Raw genomic sequence first — 16,898 nt, 5'->3', positions numbered from 1 at the left:
AGTTACTCATAGAAATGTATTTTTATAAGAATAATCATAAACTATGTCTGTAAGAATTTGGATGAGAGTATGTTTAATTACGGTACTCCTATTGTTTTGCTATGGGTGTGTTCATTTTAGTATTCGATATACAATTAAAAATGCGCTTGAAAATATCGATACCAATCAAATTGAATTCTCGTATAAAGATTTAGATCTTAGTTTGTTGACCATGTCTGTTGCTATTGACAGTCCTGTATTTACCTTAGCTAACCATATAAAAGTTAGTGCTACAGGGGTGAAGCTCTCTGGTATTCATCCTAAAAAAATACTTTTCGATAAAAAAATAGAAGCTAGTTCTTTAGAATTGAACGTCCCGCGAATTATTTTAACGGAATCGATATCAAAATCAGATAGTACAAAAACTCCAATATCAAGTAAAGACATATGCATAAATCACATAGATATCAATGATGGGAGTTTGAAAATTTTAAATCAAAATGGTAGCAGTTCTGGTTTTCAAATTTTTAACATCCAGGGATTTATAAAGGATTTGGTCGTGAATACGGAAGCGTTGAAACGTAAAATTCCTTTTACGACATCGAGTTTTGAGATGACGCTAGATTCTTTACAAGTATCCTTAGATCCTTATCATATATTGAAATTGCGGCAAAGTACTTTAACTAATACAAATATAGAATTGAAAGGGCTGCAAATAGTACCTCTGATGAATAAAGCCGAATTTCATCAAGCCATTAAAACTGAAAAAGATTATATACACATGAACGGAGCTTTGCTTCAAATTGAAGCACCTCGCATAGTCGATCAACAAAAAACACTCCATTTTTTATCTAAAAAGATTAAGTTAGATAGTTTTCAACTTGATATATACAGAGATAAAAGAATCGCTAATGATACCGCAATAAAGCCTTTGTACAGTCAACTATTACGAGAGTTGAACACCAAAATACAAATTGATTCTTTGGCAATCATAAATAGTTTAGTGCGATATATAGAGCATCCGGATAGTGATGCAGACCCCGGAAAATTAGAATTTCATGAGCTTACTCTTCATACAGGAGCGATAAGTAATTTTGAAAATGCCAAGGCGATTCAGGTTAATATTTCCTCTTCATTTATGAATCAAGCACCTTTTGAGGTTGAATGGAGTTTTGATAGTAATGATCTTTCCGATTATTTTAATATAAAGGGATCTTTGTTAAATGTGAGGGCAGCTTCACTCAATTCTTTTTTGACTCCCGTTATGCAAATTAAAGCGAAGGGAGCACTCGATAAAATGTATTTTAATTTTGATGGAAATCATAAAGAAGCAAAAGGAGCAATGCAGTTATCATTTCAAAAATTCGATGTCGAAATTTACGATCAAGAAACCAAAAAACTCAAATCATTATTAAGTTCTATTGCCAATATGATCATAGGGGGGCAAGAAAATAAAGGCATGGTAACCAAAGATGAAATTGACGTAGAGCGAGACCCAACAAAATCTTTTTGGAATTATTTTTGGCTTTGTATTCGTAAAGGCTTGCTCGAGATTATTATTTAAACCTATTCTCACTTCTTCTGGCGTAGTGGTCTTGTTGCTGATAAAATAATTACTATATTGAAAAGCTATTTACGATATTATGGGTTATATAAAAGAATCTGCCTTTTACCAGGGTGCTATACAAGAAATTCAGTTTTCTTGCGGAACCTATTATCTCTTTGATACTTTTGTAGTAGCCGAAATTGAAGAAGGGACATTGTATACCTGGGACGACCATGCCAAACCGATCGTTGAAGAACTTACGCATTTGTATGATCACAATGGCGAAAATATAGTGTATATTAGTAATCGTGTACACTCTTATTCTGTTAAGCCTAGTGATTGGATCAAATTTTTCAGAAACAATTATAAGTTAAGAGGTTACGCTATCGTAAGCTACACACAAAAGGGTTTAATAGCTTCATTGGTAGAAAAATTATTTGTTCGAAATAGCTTTAGAAATTTCGATAATCTTGAAGATGCGATAGTTTGGGCAAAAAGTCTCACACATAAGGGAGAAAACACATCAAAGCATAAAAGTGCATAGCTAATTGTGATAAAGATGTCTTTTGTATATGTTATCTAAATCAGTTCGGATAGTTTTGTAGTGATACGCCCTTTTTGAACTACTTTTTCTAAGAAAGAAGCACTCGAATTAACGGATTTCGATTTAAAAATAGCTAAAATACAGAACGGTCTAAATAGAATATTACAGATATGGAAACAATAATTCAATATTTTGAAACCATTCCTTCTTCACATCGCAGCCTGATTTTGGTAGGAGGAATTACATTTTTTTGGTTGATTGAGTATGCTTCGCCTTTATTTCAGTTCGAGTATAAAAAATTTAAACATGCCTGGCCAAATATTTTCTTTACGCTTACTACTATTGTGGTAAATTTTGTGTTGGCCTTTATATTGCTTACAACTAGTGATTGGACCGTAGCACACAATTTTGGAATCTTACATTGGCTAGAAATGCCGCTTTGGGCAAATATTCTGGTAGGGGTTGCCATACTCGATTTGATCGGTGCCTGGTTTGCCCATTATATAGAGCACAAGGTAAAACCTTTATGGATGTTTCATTTGATTCACCATACTGATAACCATGTAGACACTACGACGGCAAATAGACATCATCCAGGTGAGAGCATTATACGTTTCGTGTTTACCACGATAGCAGTTTTTATCGCAGGAGCACCAATAGGAATTATTATGCTATATCAATCTTTATCGGTAGTATTATCTCAATTTAATCATGCTAATATTTCATTACCAAAAAAGTTGGATACTGTAATAAGCTGGATTCTAGTTTCGCCAGATATGCATAAAGTACACCACCATTATGTGCTACCTTATACCGATACGAACTACGGAAATATTTTTTCGATCTGGGATAGAATTTTCGGAACGTTTTCTAAATTGTCTACTAGCGATTTGAAATATGGAGTAGATACGTATCCAGATGTGGATTCTAATACAAGAATAGGGAAGTTGCTCAAACTACCTTTTGCGGGTTATCGTGCACCTGTTAGTGCTAAATTTGAGATGCAAAAAGAACCTAAAGTCTAACCTATTTTATGCAAGAGCACTCCCTCGAGACTTTTCTACTAAAGAAAAATTAAGACAAAAGATCTTAAAATATCAATAAGAATAATACCTGGGTCGAATACGAATATGAACTTCATACTCATTTTCGCCTACCACAGACTGGGTGAATAGTTGTTGCTTTTTTGTAGCTTGCTGTAATTTACTTTTAAAATGATGTATGAAGTTCATAATACTACTATGTTTAGATTGATGAATAATTTAGCCCTAATTATCTATAACGTCTTTTTAAATTCCAAATGTATCCATTTGTAGTTTGTACTCGGTTTGTAATTTGATTGTTGTTTAAAGTTCTCATGTTTTTCGTTTTTTGATGAATAAATACTATTAAATTATCTATAGCGTCTTTTAGAGTTCCAGATATAACTGTTTGTAGTTTGTACTCGATTTGTAATTTGATTGTTGTTTAAAGTTCTCATATTTTCTGTGTTTTTAAAAATGTAATGATACTTACTAGACGTATGAAAATAGATTTGGTTACAGTACTATGTATTAAAAGGTACTATTTTAACAATAATTAACATATTTTTGATTGTACCAGGTGTGATTAACCTGTAGAATATGGGGCAAAACACTTACACTTTAGCAGTGCTAAACCTCTGTTTTAAAGTATTTTGAATTTATAAGTTTGATCAATTATTAATTTAAAATCAACAATAAGATGGAATTTGATCAAAGAAAAGGGCGGGGAGCTGTGAGGTTATCCATTCCGGCAAAGGTGGCTTACAATGCAGATGCTTTTCAAAAGAGTATGTACAATCTCTTAGACGAACTAGGGTGTCCTAAATGTTTTTCTGGAGTGGATTGCTATTTTGAAACTTTAAGAGACTACGTCCTGGATTCGCAAGAAAATGTTGTACCTACATCATTGGCTTCAGCAGAAGTACAACAAATACAACTTGGTAAAACGCTAGCAACAAAAACATTGAACGTAGGTGTTTCATCAAATGTTTCATTCGATATCGGAAAAATCGACAGTGCGATTAAAAACATTTTTGAAGAAATTGGCTGCCGTGCGTGTTGCTCTGGTCATGATATCTTCTTCCAGAATCAATTTGACTTCAATTTTTAGGGTTGCTTTATGGGGATTACAAAAAGCACTCAAAATTTAGCAAGCCTACCTCTTCTAGGGGTAGGCATTATTTATTCTCCTACGGTGCTATCTATCGATTTTCCTAAAGGACTTATAAATACATTAGAAATAGAACCTCAAACATTATGCGTTCGCGATACAAATGATCAATTAAAAATACCTATCACTGTTTTTGAAGAGATCAATAAGCTACCATACCATAAATTGGTTCATAGTATAGGTGCACCGGTAGCGGGTAGTAGGATGCCAGAACAAGATCAACTTACACTTATCAACTATGCTACGCAGCTATTCGATAGCCCGTGGGTTACAGAACACCTTAGTTTTAATGCTACAACCGAATTTAATACCGGATTTTTTCTTCCGCCCTGTCAAACACGTAAAGGTCTAGAGCTTACAATAGACAATATTCGATATCTTCAACAACAAATTTCTCGACCTATTGCTATAGAAACGGGAGTAAACTATCTCAAACCAAATAATTTGGAAATGAATGATGGGGCTTTTGTATCTCATCTATGCAAGGAAACAGGTTGTGGTATATTATTAGACATCCATAATATATTTGCCAATCAACTTAATGGCCGCCAGAGTATTGAAGAGTTTTTAAAAGAAATACCTCTTGATCATGTTGTCGAAATGCATATCGCAGGAGGTACAGAGCTTAACGATCTTTGGATGGATTCTCATTCTGGTCCTATTGATAAAAGGTTATTAGCTTTGACCAAAGAAATTCTTCCTGAACTTCGAAACTTAAAGGCTATAACTTATGAAGTTTTTGATTCATACATACCGGTAGCAGGCGACGCTGTTATTATTTCAGAAATGGAAAAAGTAAAACGTCTTTGGGATGATAGAGCTATACCTTATACAATTTCCAAAGAAGAACAAATGCCTAGAGGTGTTCAAAATATTCAGATATTAAATAAAGAATTTGAACCTAAAGCCTGGGAAGAATTACTAGGCCACCAGGTGATTAGTGTCGAAGTAAATGGTACAATGGGGATCCAAAGTGATAGAATAGCCGTATATCAAAAGTTAATTAAGGAGTTTCGTGCTTCTATGGTAGCTCGAGTATTTAAGCTTACCACAAGATACATGATGCTGGTTTTAGGTATGAAGATATTTGCCGCACTGCTAAACGACTTTTGGAAACATAAACCACCAGAACAGTTAAGTCATAAAGAAGCTATAAATTTTGCGCACTATCTAGAAAATAAAAACTATAAACTGCCTTGGTTAGATCGATTACTAGCATATGAAGTCGCTATTTTACAAACATTACTAGATGACACCAAGCGAATCGTTGATTTCGATGTAGACCCTACACCTATGTTTAAAGCACTTTCACAAGGAAAACTACCGGAAAACAGAGGAGCGTTAGGAAAGTATGAGATCGAGATTACGCCTGATGCAAATACAATGGACTGGATGATTTTGGAAGCGTAACGTATTTTGCATATTAATTTAAGTGAATGATGAAAACAAGCTCATTAGCTATCAAGTTAGGAAACTAATTTTTACTTGATAATTAGGATGCTATGTTCAAAGGCATACCCGGTAGTAAATTACCCGGGGGTATTATACACTTTGGCGGTGCCAATAAAAGTAGTCTCGACTTAGGTTATATGAGTTTACTTTGAAATTGCTTACTTTGAAGCAATTCATGCAGTGTTTACACCTCGATTATCTCGTTAATTCTACTATTTTTATACTTAAAAGGTAGAATCATGATACAATTAGATTTAAAAGGTAAGAAAATATTAGTTACAGGCGCTTCTAACGGAATTGGTAAGAGTATCGCTGGTTTTTTAATGCGTATGGGAGCCACTGTCGCTGTACATTATAATACTGATACTACATCGGCAAATCGTCTTATCACTACCTTTCCTGAAACAAAATCCAAATCCTTTAAAGCAGACTTAGGAAATCAAAATGAAGTAGAAAATTTGTTCAAAAATGTTATAGATACTTTCGGAGGTTTAGATAGTATTGTTTTAAATGCAGGAATCTTTTTAGCCCATTCTACTAGAAAAGATACCCATGACTGGTATGCCACCTGGAAAAAGACAATGGATGTTAATTTAAATTCTGTAGGTCTTTTAACAAAATTAGGAATTGATCATTTTGTAAAAAAGAATCAAGGTACCTTTGTTTTTATAGGCAGTAGAGCTGTTTTTAGAGGTGAAACCGAAGAATATCTCGCTTATGCAGCTTCAAAAGGTGGTTTGGTAGCTCTTGCACGTAGTGTAGCAAGGTCTTTTGGAAAACAGAATATTAAATCTTTTGTTGTATCTCCAGGATTTACCCGAACACAAATGGCAGAACAATTTATAGAAGATCATGGTGAAGAAAAAGTACTTAGCGAACTTGCTCTTAATCGATTAACCACTCCAGAAGATATAGCTCCCATGGTCGGAATGATGTGTAGCGGTTATATGGATCATGCAACAGGAGCTACAATTGATATAAATGCAGGAAGCCATATTCGATAAAAATATCGAATTTCTTCTAGGATTATAAAGTACTATGCACTAGAATACACTTTCTAAATTGATATTCTCAGTTTTATAATCAAGACTCTTGTTTACCATCTTTATAGGCACCACCAAAAGAAATTGACCTACCTCACTAAAGGCATAATACTATAACACCTATAGCAAAATTGAAATTTGCTTCTTACTATATTCTGAATTTGTTTGGAGGTAGTTTAACCGGGTCTATTTGTCTTTAAAGTCAATAATGTCCTTAATCTCAACACCCATGTAGTCGGCAATTGTCTTTAGTCGCTCAAAATCCTTTACCAAATCTTTTCTTTTTACAATATAATCGCCAGCCTGGGGGCTAACCCCTAGAGCTTTTGAAATACCATAGATCGTTTTTTCTCCTTTACTTTTTTTTAAAAGTCTTTTTAATTTCTTGTTTACCATAGTAGAATATGAAAAAAGGAATCAAATATACAAATAAATTTTTATTAAAAAAATATTTGATTATACAAAAAATGTTTGTATGTTTGAGTCATACTAATTCAAATCATCAATTATGAAACTTTTACTAGCAACTGCGATATTGTTTACCTTTATGGTACACGCAAACTCTTCTAATAGAGATTATCTTTCCACAGAAAAAAATGAGAAAACCGATACGAATAAAAAAGAAGAGGGTAGGAGTGAAAACAGAAATGCTCACTCTGTTAAAAGGTGGAAAATGGTTGTAGAATATACCAATGGCACTATAATCTCTAAGACTATTGTTGTAGGTAAAAATTCAGAAATGAGCGCTCTGGATACTGCTTTCGCAGAAGCCGCAAAACATTTACAAGATATCAATAACATCAAAAATTATAATATAACTCCTGTTTCAGATTCATATGTAGTATTGGCAGGAAAATAAACTTCCTTGGGACAAGCCTCAGGGTAGTATACCCTTTGGTGGTGCCAATAAAGTATATCAATACCCTGAACTAACCTATATCTTCAAAAAAAGACCTCTTTTTAGGTCTTTTTTGCATATGTGCAACTTTTGACAGTCAGTAATTGAAACACAAAACCAAAAGAGTAGAGGAGAAGGTTATTCGAGAATCATGATCTAACTTTGCAAAGGCTTATCTATAAGTAAACTACCTAGGGGCAAGCCCACGAGGCATTCGTTGAAAACAATTTTTCAATTTCGAGGCAAGCCTTAGGGTATTATACCCTTTGGCGGTGTCAATAAAAAAATTTTAAACCTGTACCTTAAGTAATTAGCTATAAGTTGTTTACCGAAGCATGATCAACATGTTGTATGAGTTGATCCCACTCAAAAGCCTCGCCAATATCCCATTTTCCGGATACTCGATAATTGATATGAGATAGAATTCCTTCAAAATTCTGCACTTCAGTTTTGCTAAGCGTAGTATACCTTTTGTGTACCGGTAAAAAATTTCTGGCAATCTTGTATTCATTAGTTAAATACTTGATTAATATTGCAAGACTATGGTACTGCTTTTTTGTAAATGTTGCAAAATAGTTCTCTTGCCTAAAAGGAGTTTCAAGTTTTTTATAAAGATTTGTATCCTTACTATTGCAATAGATATCTGTATCAGAGTATACAGAAACTAAGTTATCACCAATTCTTTTAAGAAAACCTATATTTGAAAGTTCTATCCCTATCGTTTGCTTACTCATAGTTGTATTTCCGCCAATTGCACCACGCCCTAGGTGATATGACCAGTATTTTGAGGACCACAGTTTGAGTATACTACCATCTCTTGCTATTACAAAAGGTACCGACACATTATTAGAAGGGATAGTAAGTTGCGCGATATCACCTTTTAGGTATCCTGCTGTAAAATGTAAAACAATTTTAGTTTTTTTCTCTATTTCATCAAAATAAAAAGAGTCATCATTATTTTGTCGTTTACAATCAAAATAGTTCATTAGTTCTCCGTCACCTGTAGGAATGGATTTTGGTGTGATAATGAACTGTTTTCCATGAGAATCCTTGCCGGTTTTAAAAAATGATTTCTCGTGAGTGAGTATACTTGAAGCTTTCATAATACTATTGTTTTAATCTGCCAATAACCTTTACATATGTTCTTTAAGTAATTCATTGGTGGGAATATGAAGTATGAATAGGATTTCTCTTAATCTTTGTCTTCACTAATAATCTTACTCCAATCAGAATTTTCAGTACTGATGAGCGCTTCAATACGTCCCACAAATATAGTAAAGTAGTTTTCTTGACCGTGATAATGCCCGGATTGTGTGCTAAACAAAAATTTTTCATGCTTCAAAGTTTCTGCAGTAGTACGATATTTAGCCCATTTATCTTGAAATTTCATTAATTCGGAAACACCGGTTAAAATTGCCACGACCATACCTAGAATCCCTACCACATAATCGAGATATTCTGGTCCCGATTTCAGAAATCCTGATATGAAAGGGATAAGTGCCGAAAAGGTGATTACAAGCCCTTTTGTCCATAAATGTAATGATTTGTTTCTCGAACTCTTTGTATCGTACCACCGTATCTGGTCGTCTACTCGTTCTTTAATATATTGATCTTCAGTCATGGTTTTTATGTTAATCCGGGTTATGTATTAGACTTTCGTTATGAGGTTTTGCAACAGTTTCAGGCAACAATACCTGCCCACCTTTTTCTAAATATAATGGCAGGCGGGGATTTTCTAGTGCATAAAGCGAGTTTAAGTGCACCAGAATTTCTGATGTAGCCAATAAGCAAATGATTTAAACTCTCGTTAAATTTAATAATCTTACGTAGGATATCATGAATTCTTAGAATTTTTTTACAAAGTTTAATCAACTCTTATATAATTTATATTCAAGTTGAAGGCCAACACTATTATGGTCAACCAGAATAATGAAATGAATTTAACGCATGCTTGTTTCAGGTTATCCTCACAAATAGCTGAATATAAGAATAATGAGATTTTGAAATGTATTTGGACTGACGTTGATTTGTATCGCTATTATGTAAAGGATATATTCATAATTATTAACAATTTTCAACGAGTTCAATATGAGAATTCTCTATTAATCTTATATTTTTATAATGAATTTAGTATGAGAAGTACCTTTTGAGATTGAAAGGAAAATTAAATAGTTAGATCATAGCAAGCGGATATGAAACGAGATGGAGTTTTCATTAGTTATAGTAAAAAAGATGTCAAGTGGTTGAATGATTTACGCGTTCATTTGCGCTACTTAGAGCGCGAATATCAATTTACAATTTGGGAAGATTCCAAAATAGAAACTGGTGCCGATTGGCGAGTAGAAATTAATAAAGCCATAAACACTACAAAGGTAGCCATACTTTTGGTAAGCGCTAACTTCATTTCTTCCGATTTTATTGCAAACGAAGAATTACCCGCACTTTTGAGTGCTGCCAGAGACGAGGGAGCGCATATTTTTCCTATCATTGTAAGCCATTGTATGTTTCATGATATTGAAGCCATTTCAAAATTTCAAGCTATTAATTCACCTTCAGAACCATTAATTATAATGAATGAAGGACAGCGAGATGCACTTTACGTGAAAGTCACTCAAGAAATTAAACGTGTTTTATCATCAAGTACCATTCTTCCCTCTAGACATGGTCATACAATTTCGTTAGATGAGCTTAGAACTTCATTTCACCGCGTAATGATAATGAATATCTTTTTTGAAAATCATCATGATAACGGTCTTTCGATTAAAAAAATTTTTACGCTATCAAAAGCAAAAAAAAGAAAAGATGTTATCCGTGTGATCCACGAGCTAGAATCATTAGAGCTGATTTCTAAAACTAAAAGAGAAAATTTATCATACTATACATTAACAGCAAATGGGTATCATTTTGTAGAACATCTTGCTAAAAGTTAAGTATTTGGCTAGTTTATCTTTATTACTCCTGTTTTACGTCCTGAGCTAGACGACATAAAGCAAACCAACGCAAATACGAACCTACTGGGTTACCCAAAAATCTTAAACTTTTAATCTTACCTATACATATTTCCGTTTCATATGAGTATAATTTCATATGCCAAGGATCACAAAAGGCTTGTACTAAAAGTTCAATCAAAGATGGATTTACAGCCAGCGAACCTCTAGGGGAACTATGTCGTAAATGTAAATTTGGCTTGAACATGGTTTCAAAATTAAATTAAACACTAAATTTATATTTATTCTTTGATAGTATTATCTTTAGAATAATGAACTGGTTTATACTTTTTAGAGGTCAGTAGATAAATACATAAGGGCTTTAGTTATAAAAAATTGTTTTTCGGTAATTTAAAATCTTACCACATGTCTGTTTGAGGGCAGTCGAGAACTTTTCGTCTTCGTAAAAAAGGTTTCGACTGAGCATGTCCTGAGCTCTAATGAAGGGCTCAACTAGACAGTAATACTATAGCGTCTTATTTCAATAGGTAGCTAATTACTAACCTCTAAAAATTAAAAAACAAATCTTATGCCACAACAGCTATATTCTTAATGAACTATTAATAATGGTCCATGTAAAGGGTAAATCTATACATCAAACCGCTTGACATTAGTTTTTATTTCAAGGCTTATCTCAAAATAATTGAATACTTACAACAAAAAATCGGTTCAACGTGAATTATTGTGATGTAGAATTCACATTATTTAGATAAAGATGTAAGGTCAAATTTAATCTACCTTACTATGCAACATATAATATTATGATGGGTAAGAGTAGAATAAAAAACAATGACAAAAAGAATATATCATATTTGTTTCTATTTTTATTGCTGCAAATATACAAGATATATTTCACCACTAGGTTGTGGGAAAACCACATTTTTTCAAAAAGTTTCCCTTTCTTTTAGTTGGCTATCGCCTTAACACAGGCCATACTCATTTATCTAAATTCGATTGTTAATGTATTTGTTTTCAGAAATCCTATTTTCGAGTCAGTCATCTCAAGCGAGGTCGAAAGGTTATTTTTAAGTTTATCAACCAAGTATCAATTGAGCCTGTCCTGAGCTCTGACGAAGGGCTCGATCAAACAGACGAAAACAAACGAATACTATACAACAACATCATAATCGAACTCAGATTAGGTTGCGGTTTTTACATCATATCTATCCAACATCATGATTTTGTCCCACACCTTTACAAAATCATGAACAAATCGGTCAAGACTTTGATCTGCAGCATAAACTTCTGATATGCTTCGCAGTTGAGCATTTGATCCAAAAATAAGATCACAACGGGACGCTTTGTATTTGGTCATTCCAGATTTGCGCTCGTTGAGATTGAATGTCATCTCGTTATTATCTATAGGTATCCATTCGTAATCCATACTAGTAATCACTCTAAAAAAGTCATTAGTAAGAACTTCGGGCTGTTCGGTAAAAACACCTAATTTTGAGCGGTCATAATTTTGATCCAAAACTCTTAGACCTCCTACTAAAACTGTCCATTCTGGCGCCGATAGTGTAAGCAATTGCGCACGATCCAGAAATATATGTTCTGGTAAAATGTGAAAACCTACCTGATCATTATGATAATTTCTAAATCCATCAGAAACAGGTTTTAACCATTCAAAACTTTCGATATCTGTCAATTCTTGAGTGCTATCCATACGTCCTGGGGTAAAAGGTACACTAACGGTAACTCCTGCATAGACTGCAGCTTTTTCAATCGCTGCACAACCTCCTAAAACAATGAGATCTGCCATGGATACTTTCTTATTCGAGGATTGCGAGGTGTTAAAATCTTCGGCAATAGCTTCCAAACAAGATATTACACCTTTAAGCTCTTCCGGGCGATTAACGATCCAATCATTCATAGGTGCCAGAGTCACTCTAGCCCCGTTAGCGCCACCTCTTTTATCTGAATCTCTATAAGTAGATGCACTAGACCAAGCGGCTGAAACTAAAGCGGATATACCATTCCCACTTTCTAAAATTTTATTTTTTAGTAATTTGATATCTTCAGAATCTATAACTTCATAGTTTCTTTGTGGAATAGGATCCTGCCAAATTAAATCTTCTTTAGGCACTTCTGGACCGAAATAACGGTCTTTTGGCCCCATATCCCTATGCGTCAATTTGAACCAGGCTTTTGCAAATGCCTCACTGAAATAGTCGAAATCTTCTAGAAATTTGTGACAGATTTTATTATAATCTGGATCTGTTTTAAGAGCCAAATCAGAAGTCATCATCATTAACTCGTTCATCTTACCTCTTTCATGAGCGTCTGGAGTTTTGGGTGCATTTTTATCTACAGGTTTGTATTGAATAGCTCCCGAAGGACTTTTGGTCTGTTCCCATTCATATTTAAAAAGATTCTCTAGGTAATGATTATCCCATTGTGTTGGGTTTGGAGTCCACGAACCTTCGATTCCGTTAGTCATAGTGTATTTACCATAACCTGAGCCTTTTGGGTTTTGCCACCCCATACCCATAGTTCTCAATGGCGCGCCTTCTGGTGCGGGCCCTATTTCTTCTGCAGAGACCATTCCGTGACTTTTTCCAAATGCATGCCCACCGGCGATTAAGGCTACAGTTTCTTCATCGTTCATCGCCATACGAGCAAAAGTTTCTCGAATATCACGTGCAGAGTCTAACGGATTCCCATTACCATTTGGCCCTTCTGGATCAACATATATTAATGCTTGATTTGTAGCTGCCAGTGGATTTTCCAGATCATAATATTCATCTTTGGGTTCTCCTTTCCAACGTATGGATCGCGTTACCATTTCTCCCGGGTGACCATTGTGATTGTGCTTTGGAGTTTCAAAGACCGTTTTACCATTCCAAAATTCGGCACCCCAATACGTACCTCTATCTGCCTCCCAAGCATCTATTCGACCAGCAGCAAAACCAAATGTTTTGAAACCCATAATTTCTAACGCACAATTACCCGTTAAAATAATTAAATCTGCCCAAGAGATGGCATGACCATACTTTTGCTTTATAGGCCAAATTAATCTTCTTGATTTATCAATATTACCATTGTCCCACCAAGAATTTAATGGCGCAAAACGTATCATAGCTTCTCCAGCACCACCGCGACCATCAGCAATTCGATAGGATCCTGCAGAGTGCCAGGCCATTCTAATCATTTGCGGTCCATAATTACCGTAATCTGCAGGCCACCATTCTTTAGAATCGGTTAACAGCTGTTTTATGTCATTTTTTAACTCTTCATAATTAATTTTCTCGAACTCTTCACGGTAATTCAAGTTAGACAATGGATTGGCTAATGGAGGATTCTGGTGAAGTAATTCGACCTTAAGACGATTAGGCCACCAGTCATCAATTTGAGGTTGCTTACCTAAGGCACCACCAATTCTGGTTCCGCGAAAGGGACAAGTTCCTAAACTTTCTGGATTTTCAATAGTTAAAAATTCTTTCATGGGTTGGATCTTTTGTTGAGTTTATAGTATGAACTGATGTAAATTCGTATTCAAAAAAATTAATTTTAAGGTTCTTAACTTGAACCCGGATTAGGTATTAGAATATCGTAATAAGGGTCAAAACTTTAAATGACTTCTTAAGTAAAGAACATACGTTTTACTAAATTTTTAAGGCTACTGAAATTATGTAAAAAACGATAAACTGTATCTTAAGGTTTAGCTAAAAAATTATTGTTATCCGAGTTTTTAATGTCGTATTAGAGCAGTAAAGCATAAGATTCGATATAAAAGTCTAAGTAAAAATATCCGGGGCAAGTGTATTTCTATTCATAAAAAAATGAATACATTCACAACATCATAACAAGAATTTACTCAAATTAAATTCTCCTGAATATGAAACGAATAGTAATAAAATTTTTAATGTGAAAGCGTAGCGATTATATATGTTCTAATTTTTATAACTATCTTAATATCAAACAATTAATAAAATTTAAAGGTATGAAAATTAAATTAATTAAATTCTTCATTATTTCTATAGTTTTTGCCGTAGGATGTAAAAAAGAAGATGATTCATCAGGTGGTAGACCACATCAATCTATAGAAGCTCCGGTAGCTAAAAAAGTCAAAAAAGAGCTTATCACACACGGTGATACCCGTATTGATAACTATTTCTGGATGCGATTATCTGATGAGCAAAAGAATGCTGAACAGCCCGATGAGCAAACTCAAGATGTGTTAGATTACCTAAACTCTGAGAATGATTATAAAACTGCTGCGATGAAACATACAGAAGAATTGCAGAAAAAGCTTTATGATGAAATCGTAGGCCGTATTAAAAAAGATGATTCATCTGTTCCTTATAATGACAATGGTTATTCTTATTACACTAGATATGAAGAAGGAATGGACTATGCGTTATACTGTCGTAAGAAGCTTGAAGATGATGCCGAAGAAGAAGTCATGCTCAATGGTCCTGATATGGCAGAAGGATTTTCGTATTTTGGTATCGGCAGTAGATCTGTAAGTCCAAATAACGAGTTACTAGCTTATGGTATTGATACGATCTCAAGACGCCGATACACAATCTATTTTAAAAACCTACAGACTGGCGAAACACTCCCTGATCAACTTGAAAATACGAATGGAAGAGTTGCCTGGGCTAACGATAATAAAACAGTTTTTTATACGTCAAAAGATTCTATAACATTGAGAGCTAATAAGATTTATAAACATGTATTGGGGACTGATCAATCTAAAGATGAATTGGTATATCATGAAGAAGATGACACTTTTAGTACTTTTGTTTATAGATCAAGGTCAGATAAATTTATTATGATTGGTAGTCAGCAAACACTATCGACCGAATATCGTTTTTTAGATGCTGATACTCCTAATGGCAAGTGGAAGGTCATTCAGCCAAGAGTACGCGATCTTGAGTATGAGGTAGCTCATTTTGGAGATCATTTCTATATTAGAACCAATAAAGATGCAACGAATTTTAAATTGGTAAAAACACCGATCAATGCAACTACGCAAGAAAACTGGACAGAAGTAATACCGCATAGAAAAAATATCTTACTAGAAAATTTCACCATCTTTAAAAATCATCTAGTGCTGGGGGAGAGAAAAGAAGGTTTACGAACAATTAGAGTAATGAATTGGAATGGTGATAATGATCATTATATACAATTCGATGATCCTGCTTACCTTGCATATACTGCTACAAACCCAAGTTTTGATACCAACGTTTTGCGATATTCTTATACTTCGCTAACAACGCCTAGAAGTACTATCGATTACAACATGGACACTAAGGAACAAACGACCTTGAAAGAACAAGAAGTGGTTGATGCTAGCTTTTCGAAAGACAACTATGTGTCAAAGCGTTTATATGCCACAGCGCAAGATGGAGTTCAAATCCCTATTTCTTTGGTTTACAAAAAAGGTGTTACGCCATCTTCTGATACTCCTTTACAATTGTATGCTTATGGATCCTACGGATATAGTACAGAACCTTATTTTAGTAGTACAAGGTTAAGTTTACTGGATAGAGGCTTTATTTATGCAATAGCACATATCAGAGGAGGGCAGGAAATGGGTAGACAATGGTATGAAGATGGAAAATTATTACAAAAGAAAAATACGTTTACCGATTTTATCGCTGTAGGGGAGCATCTCATAGCTGAAGGCTTTACAAGTAGCGATCACTTGTATGCTAGTGGGGGTAGTGCTGGCGGATTATTAATGGGTGCTGTGCTTAATATGAAACCTGACTTATGGAATGGAGTTGTAGCAGCTGTGCCTTTTGTAGACGTTGTTTCTACAATGCTCGACGAAACTATTCCTTTAACGACGTTTGAATTCGACGAATGGGGAAATCCTAAAAACAAAGAATATTATGATTATATGAAATCGTATTCTCCCTATGATAATGTCGAAGCAAAAGCGTACCCAAATATTTTGATTACAACTGGATATTGGGATAGTCAAGTTCAGTATTGGGAACCTGCGAAATGGATTGCAAAACTGAGAGAACTAAAAACCAATGATAATTTATTAATCATGGATTGTGATATGGAAACAGGACACGGAGGTGCTTCTGGTCGTTTTGCTCGCTATAAAAGAACAGCATTATCTTATGCTTTTATGATGGATCTTGAAGGAATAAAGGAATAGTCTTCAGCTTACAAGGCCATCTAAACGTACGAAATGTATAGCTTTGATGTCTAGAACCTGTCTTTTCAATACATAGACGGGCTCTAAAGGACATCTATGATTATTTTTAAGACGGTCTTTTTCTTTTGTATTAAA

Annotated in this window: 14 protein-coding genes; 9 read left to right on the top strand and 5 right to left on the bottom strand. The window is 34.4% G+C overall.

The window, feature by feature from the left end; translation table 11 throughout:
* Positions 1-43 precede the first annotated feature (43 nt).
* From J8281_RS07070 to J8281_RS07060, 3 genes are all read left to right on the top strand, one after another.
* Positions 44-1,543, top strand: coding sequence for a hypothetical protein (locus J8281_RS07070; protein ID WP_210196913.1), 1,500 nt, complete (start codon positions 44-46; stop codon positions 1,541-1,543).
* A 79-nt stretch (positions 1,544-1,622) separates the two neighbouring features.
* The gene (locus J8281_RS07065) at positions 1,623-2,069 is read left to right on the top strand and encodes a hypothetical protein (protein WP_210196912.1); all 447 of its coding nucleotides are present in this window, start codon (positions 1,623-1,625) and stop codon (positions 2,067-2,069) included.
* A 170-nt stretch (positions 2,070-2,239) separates the two neighbouring features.
* Positions 2,240-3,094, top strand: a complete 855-nt coding sequence (locus tag J8281_RS07060; protein WP_210196911.1) for a sterol desaturase family protein — start codon at positions 2,240-2,242, stop codon at positions 3,092-3,094.
* Positions 3,095-3,166: 72 nt separating this feature from the next.
* Here the strand turns inward: J8281_RS07060 and J8281_RS19820 are convergent, their stop codons facing one another.
* Complete coding sequence (locus J8281_RS19820) at positions 3,167-3,301, bottom strand: hypothetical protein (RefSeq protein ID WP_256437875.1); 135 nt, start codon at positions 3,299-3,301, stop codon at positions 3,167-3,169.
* Positions 3,302-3,791: 490 nt separating this feature from the next.
* On the opposite strand from J8281_RS19820, the gene J8281_RS07055 reads away from it, so the two are divergent.
* The 3 genes from J8281_RS07055 (at position 3,792) to J8281_RS07045 (ending at position 6,718) form a co-directional block, all read left to right on the top strand.
* Positions 3,792-4,202 (top strand): hypothetical protein, encoded by a 411-nt coding sequence (locus J8281_RS07055; protein WP_210196910.1) that lies wholly within the window; start codon positions 3,792-3,794, stop codon positions 4,200-4,202.
* A gap of 9 nt (positions 4,203-4,211) precedes the next feature.
* The gene (locus J8281_RS07050; protein WP_210196909.1) at positions 4,212-5,672 is read left to right on the top strand and encodes a DUF692 family multinuclear iron-containing protein; all 1,461 of its coding nucleotides are present in this window, start codon (positions 4,212-4,214) and stop codon (positions 5,670-5,672) included.
* Positions 5,673-5,953: 281 nt separating this feature from the next.
* Positions 5,954-6,718 carry an SDR family NAD(P)-dependent oxidoreductase gene (locus J8281_RS07045; RefSeq protein WP_210196908.1) on the top strand — a complete coding sequence of 255 codons (765 nt, stop codon included), beginning with the start codon at positions 5,954-5,956 and terminating at the stop codon, positions 6,716-6,718.
* A 225-nt stretch (positions 6,719-6,943) separates the two neighbouring features.
* On the opposite strand, the gene J8281_RS07040 is transcribed toward J8281_RS07045, so the two are convergent.
* A complete protein-coding gene (locus J8281_RS07040) occupies positions 6,944-7,153 on the bottom strand; it encodes a hypothetical protein (protein WP_210196907.1) in 210 nt (69 codons plus the stop codon).
* Positions 7,154-7,265: 112 nt separating this feature from the next.
* Between J8281_RS07040 and J8281_RS07035 the strand changes: the two genes are divergently transcribed.
* Positions 7,266-7,616, top strand: a complete 351-nt coding sequence (locus J8281_RS07035; RefSeq protein ID WP_210196906.1) for a hypothetical protein — start codon at positions 7,266-7,268, stop codon at positions 7,614-7,616.
* A 353-nt stretch (positions 7,617-7,969) separates the two neighbouring features.
* On the opposite strand, the gene J8281_RS07030 is transcribed toward J8281_RS07035, so the two are convergent.
* Both J8281_RS07030 and J8281_RS07025 read right to left on the bottom strand, forming a co-directional pair.
* Positions 7,970-8,758: an N-acetylmuramoyl-L-alanine amidase gene (locus J8281_RS07030; RefSeq protein WP_210196905.1), complete on the bottom strand. Its 789-nt coding sequence runs from the start codon at positions 8,756-8,758 to the stop codon at positions 7,970-7,972.
* A gap of 89 nt (positions 8,759-8,847) precedes the next feature.
* Positions 8,848-9,276: a DUF4231 domain-containing protein gene (locus J8281_RS07025; protein WP_210196904.1), complete on the bottom strand. Its 429-nt coding sequence runs from the start codon at positions 9,274-9,276 to the stop codon at positions 8,848-8,850.
* 571 nt (positions 9,277-9,847) lie between these two features.
* Between J8281_RS07025 and J8281_RS07020 the strand changes: the two genes are divergently transcribed.
* A complete protein-coding gene (locus tag J8281_RS07020; RefSeq protein WP_210196903.1) occupies positions 9,848-10,585 on the top strand; it encodes a toll/interleukin-1 receptor domain-containing protein in 738 nt (245 codons plus the stop codon).
* A gap of 1,195 nt (positions 10,586-11,780) precedes the next feature.
* Here J8281_RS07020 and katG read toward each other — a convergent pair.
* Positions 11,781-14,087: a catalase/peroxidase HPI gene (gene katG, locus J8281_RS07015; RefSeq protein WP_210196902.1), complete on the bottom strand. Its 2,307-nt coding sequence runs from the start codon at positions 14,085-14,087 to the stop codon at positions 11,781-11,783.
* Positions 14,088-14,585: 498 nt separating this feature from the next.
* Between katG and J8281_RS07010 the strand changes: the two genes are divergently transcribed.
* Positions 14,586-16,763 (top strand): S9 family peptidase, encoded by a 2,178-nt coding sequence (locus tag J8281_RS07010; protein WP_210196901.1) that lies wholly within the window; start codon positions 14,586-14,588, stop codon positions 16,761-16,763.
* Positions 16,764-16,898: the final 135 nt, after the last annotated feature.

The sequence above is a fragment of the Aquimarina sp. U1-2 genome (assembly GCF_017897595.1).
Lineage (GTDB): Bacteria > Bacteroidota > Bacteroidia > Flavobacteriales > Flavobacteriaceae > Aquimarina.
Note: the sequence above shows the minus strand (reverse complement) of the source record. Positions and strands in the feature narration are given on the sequence as shown.